At 75.5% G+C, this 23,214-nt stretch carries 21 protein-coding genes and 1 riboswitch; of the genes, 1 reads left to right on the top strand and 20 read right to left on the bottom strand.

The window, feature by feature from the left end; translation table 11 throughout:
* Positions 1–6: 6 nt before the first annotated feature.
* From ribH to rpe, 5 genes are all read right to left on the bottom strand, one after another.
* Positions 7–474, bottom strand: a complete 468-nt coding sequence (gene ribH, locus NF338_RS09100; protein ID WP_264030460.1) for a 6,7-dimethyl-8-ribityllumazine synthase — start codon at positions 472–474, stop codon at positions 7–9.
* Entirely contained in the window at positions 471–1,838 is a 1,368-nt protein-coding gene (ribA, locus tag NF338_RS09095; RefSeq protein WP_264030459.1) for a GTP cyclohydrolase II, read from the bottom strand. The genes ribH and ribA overlap by 4 nt, the downstream gene beginning before the upstream one ends.
* A gap of 47 nt (positions 1,839–1,885) precedes the next feature.
* Entirely contained in the window at positions 1,886–2,509 is a 624-nt protein-coding gene (locus NF338_RS09090) for a riboflavin synthase (protein WP_264030458.1), read from the bottom strand.
* The gene (ribD, locus tag NF338_RS09085) at positions 2,509–3,633 is read right to left on the bottom strand and encodes a bifunctional diaminohydroxyphosphoribosylaminopyrimidine deaminase/5-amino-6-(5-phosphoribosylamino)uracil reductase RibD (RefSeq protein ID WP_264030457.1); all 1,125 of its coding nucleotides are present in this window, start codon (positions 3,631–3,633) and stop codon (positions 2,509–2,511) included. The genes NF338_RS09090 and ribD overlap by 1 nt, the downstream gene beginning before the upstream one ends.
* Before the next feature lie 160 nt (positions 3,634–3,793).
* Positions 3,794–3,919, bottom strand: a riboswitch (FMN riboswitch).
* Between the two features lie 217 nt (positions 3,920–4,136).
* Positions 4,137–4,805: a ribulose-phosphate 3-epimerase gene (gene rpe / locus NF338_RS09080; protein WP_087472032.1), complete on the bottom strand. Its 669-nt coding sequence runs from the start codon at positions 4,803–4,805 to the stop codon at positions 4,137–4,139.
* A 55-nt stretch (positions 4,806–4,860) separates the two neighbouring features.
* On the opposite strand from rpe, the gene NF338_RS09075 reads away from it, so the two are divergent.
* Positions 4,861–5,451 (top strand): GNAT family N-acetyltransferase, encoded by a 591-nt coding sequence (locus NF338_RS09075; RefSeq protein ID WP_264030456.1) that lies wholly within the window; start codon positions 4,861–4,863, stop codon positions 5,449–5,451.
* Positions 5,452–5,598: 147 nt separating this feature from the next.
* Here the strand turns inward: NF338_RS09075 and NF338_RS09070 are convergent, their stop codons facing one another.
* The 15 genes from NF338_RS09070 to carB all read right to left on the bottom strand — a co-directional run bounded on the left by NF338_RS09070 (position 5,599) and on the right by carB (position 23,212).
* Entirely contained in the window at positions 5,599–6,885 is a 1,287-nt protein-coding gene (locus NF338_RS09070; RefSeq protein WP_264030455.1) for a type II toxin-antitoxin system HipA family toxin, read from the bottom strand.
* Positions 6,882–7,109, bottom strand: coding sequence for a helix-turn-helix domain-containing protein (locus tag NF338_RS09065; RefSeq protein WP_087472029.1), 228 nt, complete (start codon positions 7,107–7,109; stop codon positions 6,882–6,884). The genes NF338_RS09070 and NF338_RS09065 overlap by 4 nt, the downstream gene beginning before the upstream one ends.
* A gap of 124 nt (positions 7,110–7,233) precedes the next feature.
* Complete coding sequence (locus tag NF338_RS09060; protein ID WP_264030454.1) at positions 7,234–8,949, bottom strand: RsmB/NOP family class I SAM-dependent RNA methyltransferase; 1,716 nt, start codon at positions 8,947–8,949, stop codon at positions 7,234–7,236.
* The gene (gene fmt / locus NF338_RS09055) at positions 8,946–9,899 is read right to left on the bottom strand and encodes a methionyl-tRNA formyltransferase (RefSeq protein WP_264030453.1); all 954 of its coding nucleotides are present in this window, start codon (positions 9,897–9,899) and stop codon (positions 8,946–8,948) included. Before fmt ends, NF338_RS09060 begins: the two co-directional genes overlap by 4 nt.
* 82 nt (positions 9,900–9,981) lie before the next feature.
* On the bottom strand, positions 9,982–10,296 hold the full coding sequence (locus tag NF338_RS09050) for a hypothetical protein (protein WP_264030452.1): 315 nt from the start codon (positions 10,294–10,296) through the stop codon (positions 9,982–9,984).
* Between the two features lie 62 nt (positions 10,297–10,358).
* Positions 10,359–11,033, bottom strand: coding sequence for an HAD family hydrolase (locus NF338_RS09045; protein ID WP_264030451.1), 675 nt, complete (start codon positions 11,031–11,033; stop codon positions 10,359–10,361).
* Positions 11,030–13,396 carry a primosomal protein N' gene (locus NF338_RS09040; RefSeq protein WP_264030450.1) on the bottom strand — a complete coding sequence of 789 codons (2,367 nt, stop codon included), beginning with the start codon at positions 13,394–13,396 and terminating at the stop codon, positions 11,030–11,032. The genes NF338_RS09045 and NF338_RS09040 overlap by 4 nt, the downstream gene beginning before the upstream one ends.
* A 145-nt stretch (positions 13,397–13,541) precedes the next feature.
* Positions 13,542–14,738, bottom strand: coding sequence for a methionine adenosyltransferase (gene metK / locus NF338_RS09035; protein ID WP_264030449.1), 1,197 nt, complete (start codon positions 14,736–14,738; stop codon positions 13,542–13,544).
* A 63-nt stretch (positions 14,739–14,801) separates the two neighbouring features.
* Positions 14,802–16,088: a bifunctional phosphopantothenoylcysteine decarboxylase/phosphopantothenate--cysteine ligase CoaBC gene (coaBC, locus tag NF338_RS09030; protein WP_264030448.1), complete on the bottom strand. Its 1,287-nt coding sequence runs from the start codon at positions 16,086–16,088 to the stop codon at positions 14,802–14,804.
* Between the two features lie 107 nt (positions 16,089–16,195).
* A complete protein-coding gene (gene rpoZ / locus NF338_RS09025) occupies positions 16,196–16,474 on the bottom strand; it encodes a DNA-directed RNA polymerase subunit omega (protein ID WP_047234226.1) in 279 nt (92 codons plus the stop codon).
* 178 nt (positions 16,475–16,652) lie between these two features.
* Complete coding sequence (gene gmk / locus NF338_RS09020; RefSeq protein ID WP_264030447.1) at positions 16,653–17,315, bottom strand: guanylate kinase; 663 nt, start codon at positions 17,313–17,315, stop codon at positions 16,653–16,655.
* 61 nt (positions 17,316–17,376) lie between these two features.
* The gene (gene mihF, locus NF338_RS09015) at positions 17,377–17,688 is read right to left on the bottom strand and encodes an integration host factor, actinobacterial type (RefSeq protein ID WP_021482878.1); all 312 of its coding nucleotides are present in this window, start codon (positions 17,686–17,688) and stop codon (positions 17,377–17,379) included.
* Between the two features lie 267 nt (positions 17,689–17,955).
* Positions 17,956–18,846 (bottom strand): tyrosine-protein phosphatase, encoded by an 891-nt coding sequence (locus NF338_RS09010; RefSeq protein ID WP_264030446.1) that lies wholly within the window; start codon positions 18,844–18,846, stop codon positions 17,956–17,958.
* A gap of 131 nt (positions 18,847–18,977) precedes the next feature.
* Positions 18,978–19,808 (bottom strand): orotidine-5'-phosphate decarboxylase, encoded by an 831-nt coding sequence (gene pyrF / locus NF338_RS09005; protein WP_412846504.1) that lies wholly within the window; start codon positions 19,806–19,808, stop codon positions 18,978–18,980.
* Between the two features lie 32 nt (positions 19,809–19,840).
* Entirely contained in the window at positions 19,841–23,212 is a 3,372-nt protein-coding gene (gene carB / locus NF338_RS09000; protein WP_264030444.1) for a carbamoyl-phosphate synthase large subunit, read from the bottom strand.
* Between the last annotated feature and the right edge of the window lie 2 nt (positions 23,213–23,214).

Below are 23,214 nucleotides of genomic sequence, written 5' to 3'. Positions count from 1 at the left end.
GCCCCGTCACAGGTCGCGCAGCGCCACCACCGTCGCGACCGCGGCCTCCGCGGCCTCCGCACCCTTGTCCTCGCGCGACCCCTCCAGGCCCGCCCGGTCCAGCGCCTGCTGCTCGTCGTCGCACGTCAGCACGCCGAACCCCACCGGCACGCCCGTGCGCACGCTCACGTCCGTCAGGCCCGACGTCGCCGCCTGGCACACGTACTCGAAGTGCGGCGTCCCCCCACGGATCACCACCCCCAGCGCCACCACCGCGTCCGCGCCGTGCTCCACCGCGCGCGCCGCCGCCACCGGCAGCTCGAACGACCCCGGCACCCGCACCACGCTCACGTGCGACACGTTCGCCGCCGCCAACGCCCGGCGCGCACCCGCCAGCAACCCGTCCATCACCTGCGTGTGCCAGCTCGCCGCGACCACCGTCACCCGCAGCCCCGACCCGTCCACGCTCACCGTCGGCGCACCTGCCCCGCTCATCCCTCGTCCTCCTTCGTCTCCGCACCCGGCTCGTCGCCCGGCTCCACCAGGACAGCCCCGTCCGGGACCGCCACCGTGTCCAGCAGGTGACCCATCGCCACCTTCTTCGTCACCAGGTACGCCCGGTTGTGCTCACCGTGACCCACCTCGATCCGCTCCGTCCCCACCACGTCGATGCCCGAGGCCACCAGCCCCGTCACCTTCGCCGGGTTGTTCGTCAGCAACCGCACCCGCGACAACCCCAGGTCCGCCAGGATCGCCGCCGCCGCCCCGTACTCCCGACGGTCCACCGGCCACCCCAGCTCCAGGTTCGCCTGCACCGTGTCCAGACCCGCGTCCTGCAGCTCGTAGGCGCCGATCTTCGCCAGCAGCCCGATGCCACGCCCCTCGTGCCCCCGCAGGTACACCACCGCGCCCCCCTCCGCCGCGACCCGCTCCATCGCCGCCTGCAGCTGCGGACCGCAGTCGCACCGCAACGACCCGAACGCGTCACCCGTCAGGCACTCCGAGTGCACCCGCACCACCGGTACCCCGTCCGGCCCGACGGCGCTCGCGGACCCCGCGCCCGCGTCACCACCCGCGGCCGGAGGCACCGCCGGCACCAGGGCGACGTGCTCCGCCCCCGTCCGCAGATCCCGGTACCCGACCACCCGGAACCGGCCGTGCGCCGTCGGCAGGTCCGCCTCCGCCGTCCGGTGCACCCGCCGGGCCAACGACTCCCGGTCCGGCACGTCCGGAGCCGCCGCCGGCGCCGGGTCGTGCACCCGCCGCCACGCCACCAGGTCCGCGATCGTGATGAGCACCAGCCCGTCCCGCTCCGCCAGGGCCGCCGCGTCCCCCAGACGCATCATCGTCCCGTCGTCGTGCACCAGCTCCGCGATGCCCCCGACCTCGCCCATCCCCGCCAGGCGCACCAGGTCCACCGCGGCCTCCGTGTGCCCCGCGCGATGCAGCACCCCGCCCGGGACCGCCCGCAACGGCAGCACGTGCCCCGGCCGGATCAGGTCCACCGGACCCGACGCCGGGTCCGCCAGCACCCGCAACGTCCGCGCCCGGTCCTCCGCCGAGATCCCCGTCGTCACCCCCGTCGCCGCGTCCACCGTCACCGTGTACGCCGTCCGCCGCGGGTCCTGGCTGTGCGGCACCATCAACGGCAGCTCCAGCGCGTCCGCCCGCACCGCGGGCATCGGCGCGCACAGGTACCCCGACGAGTGCCGGATCGTCCACGCCACCCACTCCGCCGACACCCCCCGCGCCGCGAACACCACGTCCGCCTCGTTCTCCCGGTCCGGCGAGTCCGCCACCAGCACCGGCCGCCCCGCCCGGATCTCCGCCAGCGCCTCCTCGACCGACCCCAGGCGCACGCCCCCCGAACCGTCCGGCACCCCGGCGCTCGCGGACCCCGCGCCCGTCACGACGCGCTCCCGGGGACGACACCAGACAGGAGCAGGCGCTCGACGTACTTCGCGAGCACGTCCACCTCGAGGTTCACCCGGTCGCCGGGCACCAGGCCGCCGAGGACCGTCGCCTCGAGCGTCGTCGGGATGAGCGAGACGCCGAACGTCTCGTCGTCCACGTGCGTCACCGTGAGGGACACCCCGCTCACCGCGATCGAGCCCTTCTCCGCGACGTACCGCGTCAAGCCCGCGGGAGCGGAGAACACCAGGTCGTCCCAGCGCTCCCCCGGGTCGCGGCTCACGAGCGTCCCGACACCGTCCACGTGCCCCTGCACCACGTGACCGCCCAGGCGCGCGTCCGCCCGGACGGCCCGCTCCAGGTTCACCGGCGCCCCCGCCACGAGGTCGCCCAGGGCAGTACGACGCAACGACTCCGGCATCACGTCCGCCGTGAACGAGCCGTCGCCCCCGAGGCTCGTGACCGTCAGGCACACACCGTTGACCGCGATCGAGTCGCCCAGGCCCGCGTCGGACGCCGCGAGCGGCCCCTCGACCGTGAGCACCGCGTCCTCCCCCTCGCCGCCCGGGAACCCGATGTCCCGGACCTTCCCGATCTCCTCCACGATCCCCGTGAACATCAGCCGTCCCGCCCTTCCGTGCTCTTCCTGGACACCACCAGCGCGTCGTCGCCGACACGCCGCACCTCGACCGTGCGGAACCGGTGCGCGTCGGCGATCGTCGCCACGCCCAGCCCGTCCACGGCCCGCCGACCGCTCCCCAGCAGCACCGGGGCCACGTACGCGTGCAGCTCGTCCACCGCGCCCGCCGCGAGGAAAGCCGTCGCGAGCGTCGGACCCCCCTCCACGAGCACGTGCCGCACCTCGCGCTCCCCGAGCCGTTCCAGCACCTGCCCGACGTCGCGCGTCAGCAGGTGCAGCAGCTCGCCGCCCTCCCCGCGCACGCGCGCCGTCGGCGGGATCCCGCGCAGCCCGACGACGACCCGCAGGGGCTGGTGCGCCGCGAGGCTCTCGGCGCTCGCGGCGTCGTGCGTGCGCACCCGTGCGGTGAGCGCCGGGTCGTCCGTGAGGAGCGTGCCCGTACCGACGAGGATCGCGTCGACCTCGGCGCGCACGCGGTGCGCGTGCTCGCGGGCGGCCGGCCCGGTGATCCAGCGGCTCGTGCCGTCCTCGGCGGCGACGTACCCGTCGAGCGTCGTCGCCGTCTTGAGCGTCACGTACGGCGTCCCGCGGCGCACGGACGTCAGCCACGCCCGGAGAAGCTCCTCGCCCTCGGCGGCGCGCAGGCCGCGCACGACGCGCACCCCGGCCGCGCGCAGGCGGTGCGCACCACCCGTCGCCACGGGGTTCGGGTCGTCGACGGCGTGCACGACCTCCGCGATCCCCGCGGCGACGAGCGCGTCTGCGCACGGCCCGGTGCGGCCGGTGTGGGCGCACGGCTCGAGCGTGACGACGGCGGTCGCCCCGGTGACGTCGACGCCTCGCGCCCGCGCGTCCGCGAGGGCCGCGGCCTCGGCGTGCGGCGTCCCCGCTCCCTGGTGGTAGCCCTCGGCGAGGACCGGCCGTGGGTGCGGGTCCAGCGAGTCGGGCGCGGCGCCGTCGGGCAGGGCACGGCCGTGCGGGGCGGGCCCCAGCAGGACGCAGCCGACCCGGGGGTTGGGTCCGTGCGCGGGCCCGTGTCCCGCGAGCTCGAGCGCGCGCGCCATCGCGGCGTCGATCGTCAGGGTGCTGGGGTGCTCGCCCATCGTCCTCCTCCCGGGCACGCGTGCTCCGGGGTGAGGGCGGGCGGCGGGGTCAGGCCTGGACCGGCCCGACGGCGTCGCTCACCACGGCGAGGCCGTCGCCGTCACGAAACGGGTGCACCGACGGGTCGCCGGAGCCCCACGCTCTGGGCGTGGCCGCGCCGCACGTGCTTCCTCCCATCCGGACTGTCACCGTCGGTCCTGGAGTTCCACCAGGTCAACCGCGCGTGGGCGCGGGTCGCGGACTGTCACCGCCGGCTCGGAATTGCACCGACCCCGGAGCACGTTCGTGCGTACTGCTGCTTCAACCGAGCATGCTACTCGCGCATTCCTCGGCACCGATGCGTCCGCCCGTCGAGCGAACGTGAACCGGACCACCCCCCGCTTCTCGGTGCTGTTTGGCGAGGCTTCTTCGCGTGGCGGGGGTGATTGTGGCCGCTTGGCACACTATTTTTATGGAATCGAGAGAAGGAGCCCCTTGCTCGGGCTCCTTCTCGGTTCGCCCGTCAGTGTGCGTGCGCCGAGGCCTCCGCCAGCTCGCGCAGCGCCTGGATCTCGCCCGGCACGCTCTCCGCCCCGTACACCGCCGACCCCGCGACGAAGACGTTCGCCCCCGCGTCGGCCGCCCGCTCGATGGTCGAGCGCGACACTCCCCCGTCGACCTGGATCCACACGTCCAGCCCCGACTCGCTCACGGCCTCGCGCGCGCGCCGGATCTTCGGGAGCGTCCCGTCGATGAACGACTGCCCGCCGAAGCCCGGCTCGACCGTCATGACGAGGATCATGTCGACCTCCGCCAGGAGGTCCAGGAAGGGCTCCACAGGCGTCGCAGGACGCAGCGCGAGGCCCGCGCGAGACCCGAGGCGCCGGAGCTCGCGCGCGAGCCGCACAGGGGCAGCAGCGGCCTCGGCGTGGAACGTCACGGACGCGGCCCCGGCCTCCGCGTACGCCGGCGCCCAGCGGTCCGGGTCCTCGATCATGAGGTGCGCGTCGATCGGGACCGGCGATACCTGCGCCAGACGCTCGAAGACCGGCAGCCCGAGCGTGAGGTTCGGCACGAAGTGGTTGTCCATGACGTCGACGTGCGCGTAGTCCGCGGTCGAGATCGCGTTCAGGTCGCGCTCGAGGTTCGCGAAGTCGGCGGACAGGATGCTCGGTGCGATGAGGGCTGCCATGGGCCCCAGCCTAGGGGTGCCGTCCTGCCGGGGTCGGCCCTCGTAGGCTCCTCCCGTGAGCACCCTCCCCTCCCCTGACTCGACGGACCCCGCGGTCACGCGCGCGACGGACCGCCCGGACGTGCGGGTCCGCCCCGCGACCCCCGGCGATCTCGAGCGCGTCGCCGAGATCGCCGCCCCGTTCGTGCGCGACACGTGCGTGACGTTCGAGGAAGAGGTCTGGGACGCCTCCGCGTGGCAGCGCAAGCTCGACGACGTCACCGCGCGCGGCCTGCCGTTCCTCGTCGCGGAGGTCGACGTCCCGACGAAGCGCGGAACCGCGGGAGGCCCCGTGGTCGCGGGCTACGCCTACGCGTCCGCGTGGCGGCCGAAGCCCGCCTACCGGCACACCGCCGAGGACACGATCTACCTCGATCCTGCCCACACCGGCCGCGGGATCGGCACGGCCCTGCTCGGCGCGCTCCTCGACGCGTGCTCCGCGGCAGGCGTGCGGCAGGTCGTCTCCGTCGTCGCCGACGTCCCCGAGGCGGCCGCATCGCTCCCCCTCCACCGTCGCTTCGGCTTCGCCGAGACCGGCCGCCTCACCGCCGTCGGCTTCAAGCACGGACGCTGGGTCGACACGATCCTCCTCCAGCGCTCCCTCTGACCCGGCGACGAGACCCGTCACAGCCCGCCCGACGCGCCGAGGTCGAGGCGTGGTCCATGCCCGTTGGCGGTCGTTCGCCCCGCCGGTGACGGGTCACCGCCCGGGGTGGTCGAGCCACGACCAGTGCTCCTCCTCGGCGTGCCGGGATCAGGCGAGGAGTCCGCGGCGGAGGTCGGTCGTGCGCTGCTCGACGGTGCGCCAGGCATTCCGGCTCACGCCCGGGTGGGCGTCACGGTCGATGTCCGCGAGCGCCGCGAGGAGTCCGTCGAGGGTCTGGGCGACGGCGCGCTGGGCGCGGCGTCGGGGCAGGCCCCAGGTGGTGCCTTCGGTGATCAGGTCCTCGGCGGTGAGGCGGTCCATGTCGCGTCCTCCGGCGACGTCCATGGCGAAGACGCGGGAGGCGTGGTCGTGGTGGAGGTGCATGGAGACGTCGTAGGCGGGGGCGAGGCGGACGGTGCCGTCGGCGTGGCGGAGGACGGAGATGTTCTTGGCGTGGGCGTCGGTGTTGCCGACGGCGAGGTTGAAGGTGGTGAGGGCGAGGAGGGGGTCGGGGCGGGTGCCGTCGTCGCGGAGGGTGCGGGCGATGGCGGCGAGGGAGGGGAAGCGGCGCCCGTGCTGGAACTTGCGTTCGGGGTCGCGGGTGTTGATGCCGAGGGCTTGGGCGGTGTCCTCCTGGTGGAGGCGGGCGGTTCCGCTGGGTTCGCGGGGGTCGGGGATGCGGTCGTAGCGGGTGACGACGATGGCGCGCTCACCGTCGAATTCGGTGACGTGGGCGTCGACGGTGGTGAGGTCGACGCGGCGGGCGAGGTCGAGGGCGGCGGCTTCGGTGTTGACGAGGTCGGCGGTGGGTGAGTCGGAGGGGCGGGCGACCTTGAGGATGTGGGTGGTGGGGGCAGATCCGTGGGGGCGGGCCCAGCCGTGCTCGTCATGGAGGAGGGTGATCTTGGGTTCCATGCCGGGCAGTGAGCTGGTGAGGTGGTCGGTGCGGCCTTCTCCCCCGCTGCGGGCGACGGCGGCGCGCAGGAGTCGTGCGACGGCGGCGTCGTCGAGTCGTTCGGGTGTGCCGGGGGTGGGGAGGGGGTGTCCGTCGGGCGTGAGGAGGACGGCGCCGGCGGTGTCGTGGCCGTAGTGGACGAGGAAGGCGAGGGCGTCGTCGGGGTCGATGCCGGCGTCGATGGCCATGGCGTCGCGGGTGCGGCCTTCGGGGAGGAGGCCGTCGAGCCAGGCGGCGACGCGGGCGGGGTGGGGTCCGGGTTCGTCGGGTGGGGTGATGGGCAGCAGGTGGGACAGGACGCGCGCGTCGTGTCCCCAGCGGTCGAGGGCGTCTGCGGTCCAGGTGAGGGTGACGCGGGGGGTGCTGTCGGTGGTGCGCGTGCTGGCGGGTGCGAGGGTGGCGACGGGGGTGCCGTAGAGCCAGGCGGTGACGGTGGTCATGGGCGCTCCTGGAGCCGCAGGTCGACGTCGAGGGTGTCGAGGAGCTCGAAGAGCCGTTGGACCCAGAGGTTCTCGACGCCGTTCTCGAGCTCGGAGAGGTACTGGCGGGTGATGCCGAGCTCCTCGGCGACCTGTGCCTGGGTGAGCCCGCGGGCGCGGCGGACGCGGCCGAGGTAGGCGCCGAGGTCGCGGGGGCTGCGGGGGGTCGTCCAGGTGTCGGCCATGGGTGTTCTCCTGCGGTCGGGTGTCCCTCTCTCCGCGGCGTGTCAGGTTTCTCCGACACGACACGGTGTCATGTTACCCCGACACCATGCCGTTGTCGAGATATGACGACAAGGACGGACGTCGTCAGCGGTCCTTGCGGCGCAAGAGCGTGAGGTGCATCGCGTCGGTGCCGTGGACGTGCGGCCAGAGCTGGACGTCCCGGCGGTCGCCGAGCTCGATCGTGTCGCGCGCCTCGGGGAGCACGACGTCGCGGACGACCGCCGGGGCGTCGAGGAGCTCGACGTCGTCGCGGCGGCGCAGCACGTCGGCGGCGACGACCTGGGTCTCGGCGAGGTGAGGGGAGCACGTGACGTAGCCGACCACTCCCCCGGGCCGGACGGCGTCCAGGGCGGAGTCGAGGAGCTCGCGCTGGAGCCCGGTGAGGGTCGCGAGGTCGGCGGGGGTGCGCCGCCAGCGTGACTCGGGACGGCGGCGCAGCGCACCGAGGCCGGTGCAGGGAGCGTCGAGGAGCACGCGGTCGTAGGCGCCCGGCTCGTCCTGCCCGACGGCGCGGCCGTCGCCCGTGCGGACGGCCTCCACGGCGTCGGCCGGGACGGCGGCGAGGGCCTTCTCCACGAGGCGGGCGCGGTGCGGCTGGACCTCGTTGGCGACGAGGCGCGCGCCCCGCTCGGCCGCGAGCGCCGCGAGGAGCGCGGCCTTGCCGCCGGGGCCGGCGCACAGGTCGAGCCAGCGCGCGTCGGGACCGGTCAGCGGCGCCGCGGCGAGGGCGAGGGCGACGAGCTGGCTGCCCTCGTCCTGGACCCCGGCGCGGCCGTCGCGGACGGCGCCGAACGCGGCGGGGTCGCCGCCCTCGAGCCGCAGCGCGGTGGGAGCCCAGCGCGTGGGCGTGACGCGGTCGTCGCCGTCGGCCAGCTCCTCGGGGTCGGCGAGACCGGGGCGGGCGACGAGCGTGACGCGGGGGGCGTCGTTGTCCGCGGCGAGGAGCGCGTCGAGCTCGGCGACCGGGCGGCCGTTGCCGGCGAGGGCGTCGCGCAGGGCGCGGGCGATCCAGACGGGGTGGCTCTGGGTGGCCGCGAGCGCCGCGAGGCCGTCGGGGGCGTCGTCGGCGATCGTGGTGAGCCAGTCGTCGAGGGGGGTGCGTGCGACGCGGCGCAGGACGGCGTTGACGAGCTGGGCGCTCCCGGCACCGGTGCGCTCGCGCGCGAGCCCGACCGTCTCGGACACGGCCGCGTGCTGGGGCACACGCATGCCGAGGAGCTGGTGGGCGCCGAGGCGCAGGACGTCGAGCACGGGCGGGTCGAGGCGGTCGAGGGGCCGGTCGAGGCACAGCGCGAGGACGGCGTCGTAGCGACCGCGCAGGCGCAGGGTGCCGTAGGCGAGCTCGGTGGCGAACCCGGCGTCGCGGCCGCGGATGCCGCGCTCGCGCAGGAGGGGCGGCAGGACGAGGTTGGCGTAGGCGTCGGAGCCGTCGACCTGACGCAGGACGTCGAACGCGACGGCGCGGGCCGGGTCGGTGCCCTTGCGACGCTGGGACGGCGCGTTCGAGCTGCGGGACGTCTCGCCGCGGGAGCGGGCGGCGCCGCGCTGGCGGCCGCGGGCGTCGCGGCGCTCGTCGTCGCGGCGCTCGTCGTCGCGGCGGTCCCGGCCGCCGTCCGCACCGTTCGAACGGGCGTTCGAGCCGTTGCCGCGGGTCGCTCCCGAGTCGTTCGAACGCGCGTTCGAGCCGCGCCCTCCACGCCGGTACCCGCTCGCCGAGTCGTTCGAACGTGCGTTCGATCCGTCGGTCGACCGCCGGCGGGGCGCGTCGCGGTCGCGGTCCGCGGGCGTGCCGCCGCTCATCGGACGACCTCCGCACCGAGCACGAGATCTTCGGGGAGGCGGGCGCCGCGGGCCCAGTCGGCGGCGGGCATCTGCTTCTTGCCGACGGGCGCGACGTCCCCGAGCTGGACGGCGTGCGTGGCGGTGCCGACGAGGACCTCCTTCTTCCCGGCCCGCACGTGCCCGGGGGCGAGGTCGGTGACGTCGGGGCGCGGCGTCACCGGGGCGAGCCCGAGGCGCGCGGGCGCGCCGTCGGGACCGGGGACGGTGGTCCAGGAGCCCGGCGCGGGGGTGCAGCCGCGCACGAGGCGGTCGACCGCGAGCGCCGGGTGGTCCCAGCGGACCTCCGCGTCGGCGGGCGTGAGCTTCGCGGCGTGGGAGACGCCGTCGGCGGGCTGGGGCTGCGGGCGCAGCGTGCCGTCCTCCAGTGCGTCGAGCGTCGCGACGAGCAGCCCCGCGCCGGACACGGCGAGGCGGCCCAGGAGGTCCCCGGCGGTGTCCCGGGGACGGATGGTCTCGGTCGTGGTGCCGAGCGTGGGGCCGGAGTCCAGGCCCTCCTCGATGAGGAACGTCGTGGCGCCGGTGACCTCGTCCCCGGCGATGATCGCGCGCTGCACGGGCGCGGCACCGCGCCAGGCCGGCAGGACGGAGAAGTGCAGGTTCACCCACCCGTGGCGCGGCACGGCGAGCACGTCGGGGCGCAGGATCTCCCCGTACGCGACGACGGGCGCCGCGTCGACGTCGAGCTCGGCCAGGCGCGCGAGGAAGTCCTCGCCGCGGGGACGGTCGGTGATCACGGGGATCCCGGCCTCCTCCGCGCGCACGCGGACGGGGCTCGGGGTCAGGCGCCGCCCCCGGCCCGACGGCGCGTCGGCACGCGTGAGGACGGCGACGACGTCGTGGCGGGAGTCGAGGAGGGCGTCGAGGGACGGGACCGCGGTATCCGGGGTCCCGGCGAACAGCAGGCGCATGGGCCCAATCCTAGGTGGCCCGTTCCGGCCGCCGACCACGGAGCCTGGGCATCGGCTCGGGCCGTCACCTCGGCCGTGACCGCTAGAACCGCAGCTCGTTCGCGGGCGGGAGCTCGACGAATCGCGTGTCGTCGAGCGGCGCGAGCTCCAGACAGCTCAGGAGGTCGGCGTCCACGAAGAGCAGCACGAGCGCACGGTCGACCCCCGCTTCCAGGACGACGAGTGGCGCTGCCGTGGCGTCCGGTACCCCGGGGACGGCGAGGTCGATCGTCGGGCACATGCCGCACCCGCACGTCCCGACCACGCGCACCGCGTCGACCTGCGCGAGCCAGCGCCGGCGGTCCTCGGAGTCCTGGGCCGGCGAGACGGGCTCACCTCGGGCCCCCTCTCGCACCATCCGGACGAGGACGTCCCGCTCGCGTGTGGTCAGGTGACGCCGGAGACCGGCACCGTCGCCTGTCACGACGCCTCGCGGCCCCGCGCCACGGGCACTCCGAGGTCGCGCAGGGCCTCCCGCAACCCCGGGGTGCCGTCGAAGAGGTGGGTGCGCAGACCGAGCCGGGCCGCGGCGTCGATGTTCGCGGCGCTGTCGTCGGTGAAGAGGGTGCGCGCCGGGTCGAGGCCGAACCGCTCGACCGCGAGCACGAAGATCGCGGGGTCGGGCTTGGCGAGGCCCTCGCGCCCGGAGACGAGCACGTCCTCCATGAGCGTCGTGGCCGGGGCGGCGGGCCCGGCGTGCGGGTACAGCTCGGCGGACCAGTTCGTCAGCCCGTACAGGCGCAGGCCGAGGTCGCGCAGCTCGCGCACGAGCTCCTCGGAGCCTTCCACGGGGCCGGTGAGCGTCGCGGAGAACTGCGCGACGTACCGGTCCAGGAGCGCCACGTGATGCGGGTGGGAGGCCTCGACCACGGCGCGAGCGTCCGTCCAGGTGGCCCCAGCGTCGCGCTCGTGGTTGAGGACCCGGAAGTCGACGTCGTCGAAGAACGCGTCGACGCCCTCGCGGTCCAGCCCGGCGTAGGCGCCGTACGGGTCCCAGCCCACCAGGACGTTGCCGAAGTCGTACAGCACGGCGTCGATGGCGCGCGCCGGGGCGCCTCCGGGGGTGCCGTCGGCCGTGGCGGGGTGGTGCGTCACAAGATCTCCTTCGGGTCGAGCTCCACCCGCACGCTACCCGGCTCCCGCCGCGCCGAGCGCACCGCGAGCGACGCGGCGAGCTCGCGCGCGAGCCGCCGACCGTCGCGCACGGGCACGCGCACGACGGCGCGCACCGGCGGGGCGTCCAGCAGCCCCGGTCCCGCGCCGTCGCCGGTCCCCGTGCCCGTGCCCGCCCCAGTGCCCGGCCCGGCTCCCGGCGCACGCCCGCGCGGCGGGGGCGCGGGCACCTCCACCGGTCCGAGGACGGCGTCGGGCCGCGCCAGCTCGACCCTCCCCAGCAGCGCCGCGACCGCCGGACGGTCCCCCGTCACCGCCGCCACCCGCACGGCGGGCGGCAGGGACAGCTCGGCCCGCTCGTCGAGCTCGCGGTCCGCGAGGAGCGCCGGGTCCCAGCGCACGAGCGCGTTCGTCGGTGCCGGGGCGGCGTCGCCGACGAGCAGCACCTGCCCGCCCGCCGTCGCCGGACGCACGAGCGCCGCCGCGGCGAGCCAGCGGGCGAGCGCGTCCTGCGCGACGTCCAGCCCGACGTGCGCGGTGCTGACCGCGGCGTCGAGCAGCAGCGCGGCCGCGTACCCGCCCTCGGCGACCGGCTCCGCGCCCGGCGTCGCGACCACGAGCGCCGGGCGCGACGACACCGCACCCAGCACCCCGCCCGCGGCGGCAGCGCCGGAGACGTGCACGGGCACGCCCGCGAACGCGCGCCCCAGCTCCTCCGCCGTGCGCTGCGAACCGACCCGCACCGACCGCAGGCCCGTCCAGTGGCACTCCGCGCACGACCAGCCGCCCGCGAGCGCCCCGCACCACGCGCACTGCGGCGTCGCCTGCGGACCGGACAGCGCGAGCGGGCCGTGGCACACGGTGCAGCGCGCGGGTGTGCGGCAGCGCCCGCACGCGACGACGGGCACGTACCCGGAGCGGGGCACCTGCACCAGCACCGGTCCCTGCTCCAGCGCGGACCGCGCAGCCCGCCAGGCTGCGGTCGGGATACGGGCCGCGGCCCCCGGACCCTCGGCCGCGAGCTCCACCGAGGTCAGGGCACGGACCCGGGGTGCCCGCGACCGCACGACGTCGCGCGGTGCGGCCAGGTCGTGCGCCCAGCCCCGCACCACGAGAGCGTGCGCCGCGACCGTGCGGCCGTGCGACCCGAGGAGGAACGCCGCCCCCTCCTGGTCGCTGCGCAGCGCGAGGACCTCGCGCGCGTGCGGGTAGGGGGCGCGCGGCTCGGCGAGCGTGTCCTCGCCGTCGTTCCAGCACACCACGAGGCCGAGGTCCGCCACCGGGGCGAAGGCCGCCGCCCGGGTCCCCACGACGACGCGCGCCCGCCCGTGCAGCACCGCGAGGAACCCGCGGTAGCGGGGGGCGGGCCCCTCGTCCGCGGTCAGGCGCACGACCTCGCCCCCGGTGGCCGCGTCCCAGGCGGGCAGGCCCGCGGCGGCCAGGGCGGCGCAGACCTGGTCCACGTCGCGCGCGTCGGGCACGACGACGAGCGCCCCCCGGCCACCCGACCGGGCCGCGCGCACCGCCTCCGCGACCGCGGCCGCCCAGTGCGTCACGGGCAGGGGGTCCGCCCCGCGGCGCGCCCGGCCCGCGCCCCGTCCTCGCTCGTCCGCACCTGACGCGGACTCCGACCCCGGCGCAGGAGAGGCGGGGGGCGCGAGCCCGGGCAGCGCGGTCCACACGGCCCGCGGGGCGCCCCCGCCTGCGACGTGCGCGAGGAACGCCGCACCGGCGCGGTACGGCGCCCACACCGAACCGCCGGGCGCCCCGGGGGAGGCCGCCGCACCGTCCGTACCGGGCGGGGCAGCGGGCACACCGTCGGCCCCGCGCCCGTCGTCCGGCGCCACGCCTCCCGCGCCGTCGCCGTCGGGCGCCGCGGCGACGGAGGCCGCGAGCGCCTGCTCGGCGCGCGCGTGCCGTGGCGGGACGGCGAGGCGGAGCACGTCCGAGAGGGTGCCCGCGTAGTGGTCGGCGACGGACCGCGCGAGCCGCGCCACGGCGGGCGAGAGCACGGGCTCGGGCGAGACGACGCGGCGCAGCGGCAGCAGGCGGCCGTCGTGGTCGGACCGCTCGGCCCGGTCCAGGACGTACCCGTCGACGTCACGACCGGCGAACCGCACCTTGACCCGGACGCCGGGCTGCGCGTCGTCGGACATCGCGGCGGGAACGAGGTAGTCGAACGCGCGGTCCAGGTGCGGGGGCGCCAGGTCGAGCGCCAGGCGCGCGACGGGCAGGTGGGCGGCGACCTGCAGGGACGCCGGGGCGGCGGGGCGCCGTGCTGCGGGCGCCGTGACGCCCGGCAGGGTGTCCTGCACCGCCTGCGACGTGTCCTCGGGCTCGCTCACGACGTCATCGAACCACGCGCCGCCGTCACGACCTCGGCGGTCGCCCGGGCCGTCACCCGGGCGGTCACCCGGGCGGTCACGGACACGGCGGGCCGGTCGACGGGCGTCCCGGCGGTCACGACCGCGCGGGGCCCGGCCGGGCGCGTCACACCTGGGACTGCAGGTCCGCGACGCGGTCCGTGCGCTCCCACGTGAACTGCTCCAGCTCGCGGCCGAAGTGCCCGTACGCGGCCGTCGCGGCGTAGATGGGACGCAGCAGGTCCAGGTCACGGATGATCGCCGCCGGGCGCAGGTCGAACACCTCGCGGATCGCGGCCGTGATGCGCTCGACCGGCACCTTCTCCGTGCCGAACGTCTCGACGTACAGGCCCACGGGGTGCGCCTTGCCGATCGCGTACGCGACCTGCACCTCGCAGCGGCGCGCGAGGCCCGCCGCGACGACGTTCTTCGCGACCCAGCGCGTCGCGTACGCGGCCGAGCGGTCCACCTTGGACGGGTCCTTGCCCGAGAACGCGCCGCCCCCGTGGCGGGCCATGCCGCCGTAGGTGTCCACGATGATCTTGCGCCCCGTCAGGCCGGCGTCGCCCTGCGGGCCACCGACGACGAAGGTGCCCGTCGGGTTCACGAACAGGCGCGTCTCGCGCGTGTCCAGGTCCACGCCTGCGGCTGCGAGGACCGGTGCGACCACGTCGTCCGCGATGAGGCGGTGCAGCGCGTCCTGGCGCACGTCCGGGTCGTGCTGCGTCGACAGGACGACGGTGTCGAGCGTGACCGCACGGTCGCCGTCGTACCCGATGGTGACCTGCGTCTTGCCGTCCGGGCGCAGCCCCGGCACCGTCCCGTCGCGGCGCACCAGCGCGAGGCGCTCCGCGAGGCGGTGCGCGAGCCAGACCGGCAGCGGCATGAGGCTCGGGGTGTCGTCGCTCGCGTACCCGAACATCAGGCCCTGGTCGCCCGCGCCCTGCGCGTCGAGCGGGTCGTGGTCGCGCTGGTCGTCGCGCTCCTCGAGGCTCTTGTCGACGCCTTGCGCGATGTCGGGCGACTGCTGCCCGATCGACACCGAGATGCCGCACGAGTCCGCGTCGAACCCGATCGCGGACGACGTGTACCCGATGCGGCGCACGACGTCGCGCACGATCTGCGGGATCTCGACGTACGCGTCGGTCGTCACCTCGCCCGCGACGTGCACGAGGCCGGTGGTGACCATGGTCTCGACCGCCACGCGGGACGTCGGGTCCTGCGTCAGGAGCGCGTCGAGGATGGAGTCGGAGATCTGGTCGCAGACCTTGTCCGGGTGTCCCTCGGTGACGGACTCGGACGTGAACAGACGCAGATCAGCCATGCCGCACAGCCTACTGTCCCGAGGCGTGGGCGCGGGCATCCGGTAGGCGAGACGAGACGCGGGTCACTCGGCCCGTGAGACCCCGCCACCCGGCGACCCCGCGGCCACGCGGCCCGCGACGACGTCCCACACGGCGTCCGCCACCGCGCGCTTGGTCCCGCCCGCCGTCGCGACGACCTCGCCGGCCCCGTCGACGACGGTCACGTCGTTCGCGTCGACGCCGAACCCGAGCCCCTCGCCCACCGCGTTCACGACGAGCAGGTCGGCGCCCTTGCGGCGCGCCTTCGCCCGGCCGTGGTCGAGCACCGAGCCGTCGGCGTCCCCCGTCTCGGCCGCGAAGCCCACCACGACCTGGTCGGCGCGCAGCCGGTCGTGCGCGAGCTCGGCGAGCACGTCCGGGTTCTCGACGAGCGCGATCGGCTCAGGACCGCGGCCCGGCACCTTCTTGATCTTCGCCCCGGGCGCGTGCGCCGGACGGAAGTCCGCGACCGCCGCAGCCATCACCACGACGTCGGCCGCCGCCGCGGCGGCGCGCACGGCCTCGCGCAGCTGGGCCGTCGTCTCGACCGTGACCACGTCGTCCAGGCCGGCGCCCTGCACCAGCGCGGCGACGTCCGGGGCGAGGTTCGCCGCGACGAGCGTCACGTGAGCACCCCGCGCCCGCGCGGCCCGCGCGAGCTCGGCCCCCTGACGCCCGCTCGAGCGGTTGCCGATGAAGCGGACCGGGTCGATCGGCTCGCGCGTCCCCCCGGCGGACACCACGACGCGCCGGCCCGCGAGGTCGCGCCCCGGCCCGGCGCCCTCGACACGGGCGCCGTCGCCGGGACCCTCGACGACGGCCAGCGCGACCCGCGCGATCTCGTCCGGCTCGGGCAGGCGGCCCGGACCCGTGTCGGCGCCCGTCAGGCGGCCCGACGCCGGCTCGATCACGTGCACGCCGCGCGCGCGCAGCGTGGCCACGTTCGCGCGCGTGGCCGGGTGCTCCCACATCTCGGTGTGCATCGCGGGCGCCATCACGACCGGGCAGCGCGCGGTCAGCAGCGTCGAGGTGAGCAGGTCGTCCGCCCGACCCGACGCCGCCCGCGCGAGCAGGTCCGCGGTCGCGGGCGCCACGACGACGAGGTCGGCGCCCTGGCCGAGCGCGACGTGCGGCACGTGCTCCACGTCCTCGAACACCTGGTCCGTGGCGGGCTCGCCCGACAGCGCCTCCCAGGTGGGGGCGCCCACGAACCGCAGGGCCGACGCCGTGGGCACGACCCGCACCCGATGGCCCTGCTCGCGCAGCAGCCGCAGCAGCAGCACGGCCTTGTACGCCGCGACCCCGCCGCTCACCCCGAGCACGATCCGCATGTCGCTCCTCCCGCCGGTCCAGCCCGGCACCGCGCCCACCATGCCGTTGGACGGCCGTGGACGCACGAACGCCGCGCCCTCCACGGGGAGGTGCGCGGCGTACGGGCTCAGGCCTCGTCTGCCTCGTCGGGCTCGGCCTCGATCGTCAGCAGGCCCGCGTTGATCTCGCGCATCGCGATCGACAGCGGCTTCTCCTGGTTGCGCGTCTCGAGCAGGGGCCCGACGTTCTCCAGCAGGCCCTCGCTGAGCTGCGAGTAGTACGCGTTGATCTGGCGCGCGCGCTTGGCCGAGTAGATGACGAGCGCGTACTTCGAGTCGACGTGCTCCAGCAGGTCGTCGATGGGCGGGTCGGTGATGCCCTCGGGGGCGGCGACGGTTCCGGACACAGTTCGCTCCGTGGGTTCAAGGGTCTGCAGCCGACGGCTGCAGCTGGTCGATGGCGGCGGCGCGCCGACCGCTCCGTCCGGGGCCGGGCGGCCGCGGCACCGCGCACAGCAGGCGGGCCGCCGACCGGGCCAGCGGCCCACCGGGGAGCGGGCCCGCGCACGGGCACCGCAGGACAGTCTACTCGCTGTGCTGTTCGATGCGCCGCTCGGTGCGCCCGGCCGGCGCGGGAGCCCCCGCCGGCGCGGGATCGCCCGTCGCCGCCACGACCGGGCGCGGCTCGAGCCCCATGACGCGCACGAGCTCGTCCGTCGCGCGGTGCACCTCGTCGTTGACGATCACGTGGTCGAACTCCGACTCCGCCGCGAGCTCGACCCGCGCCGTCGTGAGCCGGCGCTCGCGCTCCTCCGCGTCCTCCGTGCCGCGGCCCACGAGCCGGCGCACCAGCTCGTCCCAGCTCGGCGGGGCGAGGAACACGAACCGCGCCTCGGGCATGGAGGCGCGGACCTGGCGCGCGCCCTGGAGGTCGATCTCCAGGAGCGCCGGCACGCCCGCGGCGAGCTTCTCCTCGACCGCGCGCCGGGGCGTGCCGTAGCTGTTGCGACCGTGCACCACCGCCCACTCGAGCAGCTCGCGCTCCGCGACCATGCGGGCGAACTCGTCCGCGCCGACGAACAGGTAGTGGACGCCGTCCTCCTCGCCCGGCCGCGGGTCGCGCGTCGTCGCCGACACGGACAGCCACACCTCCGGGTACCGGGCGCGGATGTCGGCCGACACCGTCCCCTTCCCGACGGCGGTCGGTCCGGCCAGGACGGTCAGGCGGGCGGGGCTGGGTGAGACCACCGGCGCCGACGTCCCCTCGGTGGGGGCGTGCGGCGTCGGCTCGGACGGGTGCGCGGAAATGTCAGCCAAACCTCTCGATGAGGGCCGCGGACTGGTGGGGACCGAGGCCGCGGACACGACGTGTCTCGGCGATCCCGATCTCCTCCATGATCGCCCGAGCCTTCACCTTACCCACGCCGGGAAGGGACTCCAGCAACGAGACCACCTTGAGCTTGCCGATCATGTCGTCCGTCTGCCCGCGCTCGATGACCTCCTTCAGGGAGCCCTGGGAGTACTTGAGCCTGTTCTTCACCTCGGCGCGCACGCGTCGGGCCTCTGCGGCCTTCTCGAGCGCCGCCGCGCGCTGTTCTGGGGTCAGGGGTGGAAGTGCCACGCAAGTCACCTACTCGTCGTCAGGCGGATGGGCCCACTCAGTCGTCCCGGCGTGCCTCGACGAGGAGCCCTTATCGGGTGAATCACCCGGGCGACCTGCGCCGACGCACGGAGCCGACCCCTCGAAAGTAGCGAGCCTCGACCGATCGGGCAACGACTGGACGTGGCGCGTCGCGCGCGGTCGACGCACCGACGCCGCACCGAGCCGACGCTGGGCAGACGCTGAGCGGCCGACGCGCGGACGACGTGCGGAGGTCGAGGACGACGATCAGGACGCCACGAGGCGGGCCACGAGGGCGTCGCGCACCGGGGTCGTCACCCCGCACGCGACGAGGTAGCCGTCCACGCTCCCGTGCTCCCGGGCCGCGAGCTCCCACGCGCCCTCGAGGTACTCGGGCTCCACGGTCAGGACCGAGGCCAACGCGTCCGGGGACAGGCCCGGGATGGGCGGGACGAGCGCGGCGAGGCCACCGACGGCGGTGCGGCTCGCGAGGTACTCCGCCCGGCGGTCCTCCTCCCCGACGCCCGCGACGTACTGGGCGAGGGCGACCACCCACCCGGTGCGGTCCTTGCCCGCCGAGCAGTGCACGACCGCGGCGCCCTCCGACGACGCGACCTCGCCGAGCACGCGCCCGACCGTGGCGCGGATGCCCGGGTCCTGGACGAACGTCGCGTACACGCCGTGCATCATGCGGCGCGCGACCGCCGTCGGGTCGTCGGCCGCCAGCAGGCCCGCGATGAGCGCCGCGGGGTCGGCCGACGCTCCCCCGCCGGCGCCGCCCCCGGCCTGCAGGCCCCGCGTCGGGTCCATGCCGCGGCGCAGCACCCGGACACCGCCCGGCACGACGTCCGCGCCGTCACGCTCGAGCTCGTCGTCCCCGCGCAGGTCGAGCACCGTCGTCACCCCGAGGTCGGAGAGCGCCGCCTGGCCCGCCGGGGTCAGGCGCGACAGGCTCGCCGTCCGCAGGAGCACGCCGGTGCGCAGCGGCTCGTCGTGACCGACCGGGACGGCCCGGCCACCGACGTCGCGCGCGTTCCACGTGCCCGGCACGTCGAGCGCCCCCGGCACCGCTCCGGCCGCGGGTGCGGGTACGGCCGAGTTCTTCTCGCCGCGCTCGGGCATGGCGGAGGGGCTCGAGGTCGCGTCGTGGGAGGTCATGGGCGCAGTCTCGCACGGCACGACGGCCGCAGGGTCAGTTCGGCGGGACGGCGGTGTCCACGCCCGGACGCCGGCGCGGCGACGGGGCCGGCACCCGCAGGTGCCGGCCCCGTCGACCGGGTGACCGTCGCTCAACCGCGCAGTGCGCGCGCGACCTCGTCAGTGGCCGACCGGGCCGCCGCGCGCAGCGCGTCGACGTCCGGTCCCGCGCGCAGGACGCCGCGCGAGGAGGACGCGAGCACCTGACGACGAGCGTCCCCGAACACGGTGGCGAGCTCGCGCTCCCCCGCGCCCTGGGCACCCACGCCCGGCGCGAGCAGCGGCCCGTTCACGGCGGTCAGGTCCGTCCCGGTCCGCGCCGCCGCGTCGCCGACGGTCGCCCCGACGACGAGACCGACCGAGCCCATCGGCTCGGCGCCCTGGTTGAGGACGGCCGCGTGGGCAGCCATCGCCGCGGAGACGCTCGGCCCGGCCGGCCGGCCGTCGGTCGTGAGCGTGCGCGCGTGCTGCACCTCGTGGCCCTCCTGGTTGGAGGTGAGGCACAGGACGAACAGCCCGCGGCCGGACGACAGGGCGAGGTCGACCGCCGGCGCGAGCGACCCGAAGCCGAGGTACGGCGAGACGGTCAGCGCGTCCCCCGCGAGCGGCGAGCCGTCCCGGAGGAACGCCTCGGCGTACGCGTCCATGGTGGAGCCGATGTCGCCACGCTTGGCGTCGACGACGACGAGCGTCCCCGCCGCCCGGGCGGCCGCGATGACCTCCTCGAGGGCCGCGACCCCGCGCGAGCCGTGGCGCTCGAAGAACGCCGCCTGCGGCTTGACCGCGGCCACCCGCCCCCCGACCGCCTCGACGACCCGCAGGCCGAGCTCACGGACACCGTCGGCGTCGTCGGGCAGGCCCCACGCGTCGAGGAGGCTCGCGTGCGGGTCGATCCCGACGCACAGCGGCCCGTGGTCGTCCATCGCGGCAGCGAGCCGCGCGCCGAAGCCCGCGCTCACGCGCTCACCCGCTCCGCGGCGGCCATGGGCAGCGTGACGCCGGCCGTCAGGCCCTCGCCCGCCATGTGCTCCTGGAGGCTGGCCACCGCGAACGGTCCCGCCAGGACCGCCTCGATGCCCTGCACCGCCGCGGCGAGCTGGTCGACCGTCGTCGCGATCGGCTTGTCCGCCGCGGTCGTGGCGGCCCGGATCTCGTAGCCGTCGGCACGAGCGCCCTGCCCGGACGGGGTGTTGATGACCATGTCCACCTCGCCGGCCGTGATGAGGTCGACGATCGTCGGCTCGCCGTCCGCACCGCGGCCCGCGGAGAACTTGCGCACCACGCGCGACGCGATGCCGTTGCGGCGCAGCACGCTCGACGTGCCGTCCGTCGCGAGGATCTCGAACCCGAGCTCCGCGAGCCGCTTGACCGGGAACACGATCGAGCGCTTGTCGCGGTCGGCGACCGAGACGAACACGCGGCCCGACGTCGGCAGCCCGCCGAACGCCGCGGCCTGCGACTTGGCGAACGCGTGCGGGAAGTCGCGGTCGAAGCCCATCACCTCGCCCGTGGAACGCATCTCCGGGCCGAGGACCGTGTCCACGACCACGCCGTCGGCGGTACGGAAACGCTTGAACGGCAGGACCGCCTCCTTGACCGCGATCGGCGCGTCGAGCGGGAGCGTGCCGCCGTCGCCCTCGGCGGGCAGGGCACCCGCCGCGCGCAGCTCGGCGATCGTCTCACCCGCCATGACGCGGGCCGCGGCCTTGGCGAGCGACGTGCCCGTCGCCTTGGAGACGAACGGCACGGTGCGCGACGCGCGCGGGTTGGCCTCCAGGACGTACAGGACGTCCGAGACGAGCGCGTACTGCACGTTGAGCAGGCCGCGCACGCCGACGCCCTTCGCGATGGCCTCGGTCGAGCGGCGGATGCGCTCGATCTCCTGCTCGGACAGCGACACCGGAGGCAGCACGCACGCCGAGTCGCCGGAGTGGACGCCGGCCTCCTCGATGTGCTCCATCACGCCGCCGAGGAACAGCTCGGTGCCGTCGTAGAGCGCGTCGACGTCGATCTCCATCGCGTCGTCGAGGAAGCGGTCGATGAGCAGCGGCGCGGGCAGCGTGCCGGCCGTGCGGTCCTCGGCGGCGGCCGCGGCGAGCGCGCGCTCGACGTAGCCCGTGAGCTGCTCGGCCGAGTAGACGATCTCCATGCCGCGACCGCCGAGCACGTAGGACGGGCGCACGAGCACCGGGTAGCCGATGCCGGCCGCGACGTCCTTCGCCTCGTCGAGCGAGCGCGCGGTGCCGAACGCCGGGGCCGGCAGGCCCGCCTCGACGAGCACGCGGCCGAACTCGCCGCGGTCCTCGGCGGCGTCGATCGCCTCGGGGCTCGTGCCGAGGATCGGCAGGCCGGCGTCGGCGAGGCGCTGGGCGAGCGCGAGCGGCGTCTGGCCGCCGAGCTGGACGATGATGCCCTTCACCGGGCCCGCGGCGAGCTCGGCCTGGTACACCTCGAGCACGTCCTCGAACGTGAGCGGCTCGAAGTACAGGCGGTCGGAGGTGTCGTAGTCCGTCGAGACCGTCTCCGGGTTGCAGTTGACCATGATCGTCTCGTAGCGCTCGCGCAGCGTGAGCGCCGCGTGCACGCACGAGTAGTCGAACTCGATGCCCTGGCCGATGCGGTTCGGGCCCGAGCCGAGGATGATCACGGCCTCGCGCTCGCGCGGGGCGACCTCGGTCTCGAGGTCGTAGGACGAGTAGTGGTACGGCGTGCGGGCCGCGAACTCGGCCGCGCACGTGTCGACCGTCTTGTAGACGGGGCGCACGCCGAGCGCGTACCGCACCTCGCGCACCGTGGCCTCGCCCGCCGGGCCCATGCCGCGCAGGCGCGCGACCTGCGCGTCGGACAGGCCGTGCTTCTTCGCCTCGCGCAGCACGTCCTCGGTGAGCGCCGGGGCGCCCGCGACGGCCGCCGCGACCTCGTTGACGAGCTGGATCTGGTCGAGGTACCACGGGTCGATCTTCGTCGCCTCGAAGACCTGCTCGACGCTCGCTCCGGCGCGCAGCGCCTGCTGGACGCCGATGATGCGGTTCTCCGTGGGGCGCGCGATGCGCACGAGGAGCTCGTCGAGGTCCGCGCCCGAGACGGGGTCGCCGTCCCAGTGGAACACCGACCCGCCCTTGTCGATCGAGCGCAGCGCCTTGCCGAGCGCCTCGGTAAAGTTGCGCCCGAGCGCCATGGCCTCGCCGACGGACTTCATGGTCGTCGTGAGCGTCGGGTCGGCGGCCGGGAACTTCTCGAACGCGAACCGCGGCACCTTGACGACCACGTAGTCGAGCGTGGGCTCGAACGAGGCCGGGGTCACCTGCGTGATGTCGTTGGGGATCTCGTCGAGCGTGTAGCCGACGGCGAGCTTCGCCGCGATCTTCGCGATCGGGAACCCGGTCGCCTTGGACGCGAGCGCGGACGAGCGCGAGACGCGCGGGTTCATCTCGATGACGATGACGCGGCCCGTGTCCGGGTCCACGGCGAACTGGATGTTGCAGCCACCCGTGTCGACCCCGACCTCGCGGATCACGGCGATGCCGATGTCGCGCAGCTTCTGGTACTCGCGGTCCGTGAGCGTCAGCGACGGCGCGACCGTGATCGAGTCGCCGGTGTGCACGCCGACGGGGTCGACGTTCTCGATCGAGCACACCACCACGACGTTGTCGTGCTTGTCGCGCATGAGCTCGAGCTCGTACTCCTTCCAGCCGAGGATCGACTCCTCGAGGAGCACCTCGGTCACCGGGGAGTAGTGCAGGCCCTGCCCGACGATGCGGCGCAGCTCCTCCTCGTCGTACGCGAAGCCCGAGCCGAGGCCGCCCATCGTGAAGGACGGGCGCACGACCATCGGGTAGCCGAGGTCGCCCGCGGCCGCGATCGCCTCGTCGACCGTGTGCACGATGACCGAGCGCGCCGACTCGCCGCCGCACTTCTCGACGACGTCCTTGAACTGCTGGCGGTCCTCGCCCTTCTGGATCGCCTCGATGTTCGCGCCGATGAGCTCGACCCCGTACTCGGCGAGGACGCCCGCCTCGTCGAGCGCGATCGCCGCGTTGAGCGCGGTCTGCCCGCCGAGCGTGGGCAGGAGCGCGTCGGGGCGCTCCTTGGCGATGATCGAGGTGAGCACCTCGGTCGTGATCGGCTCGACGTAGGTCGCGTCGGCGAACTCGGGGTCGGTCATGATCGTGGCCGGGTTCGAGTTCACGAGGACGACCCGCAGGCCCTCCTCCTTGAGCACGCGGCACGCCTGGGTGCCGGAGTAGTCGAACTCGCACGCCTGGCCGATGACGATCGGGCCGGACCCGATGACCAGGACGCTGGAGATGTCGGTTCTGCGAGGCACGG

Origin of the sequence: Cellulosimicrobium sp. SH8 (genome assembly GCF_025818875.1) — a bacterium.
Lineage (GTDB): Bacteria > Actinomycetota > Actinomycetes > Actinomycetales > Cellulomonadaceae > Cellulosimicrobium > Cellulosimicrobium cellulans_D.
This window is presented reverse-complemented; position numbering and strand designations above follow the sequence as displayed.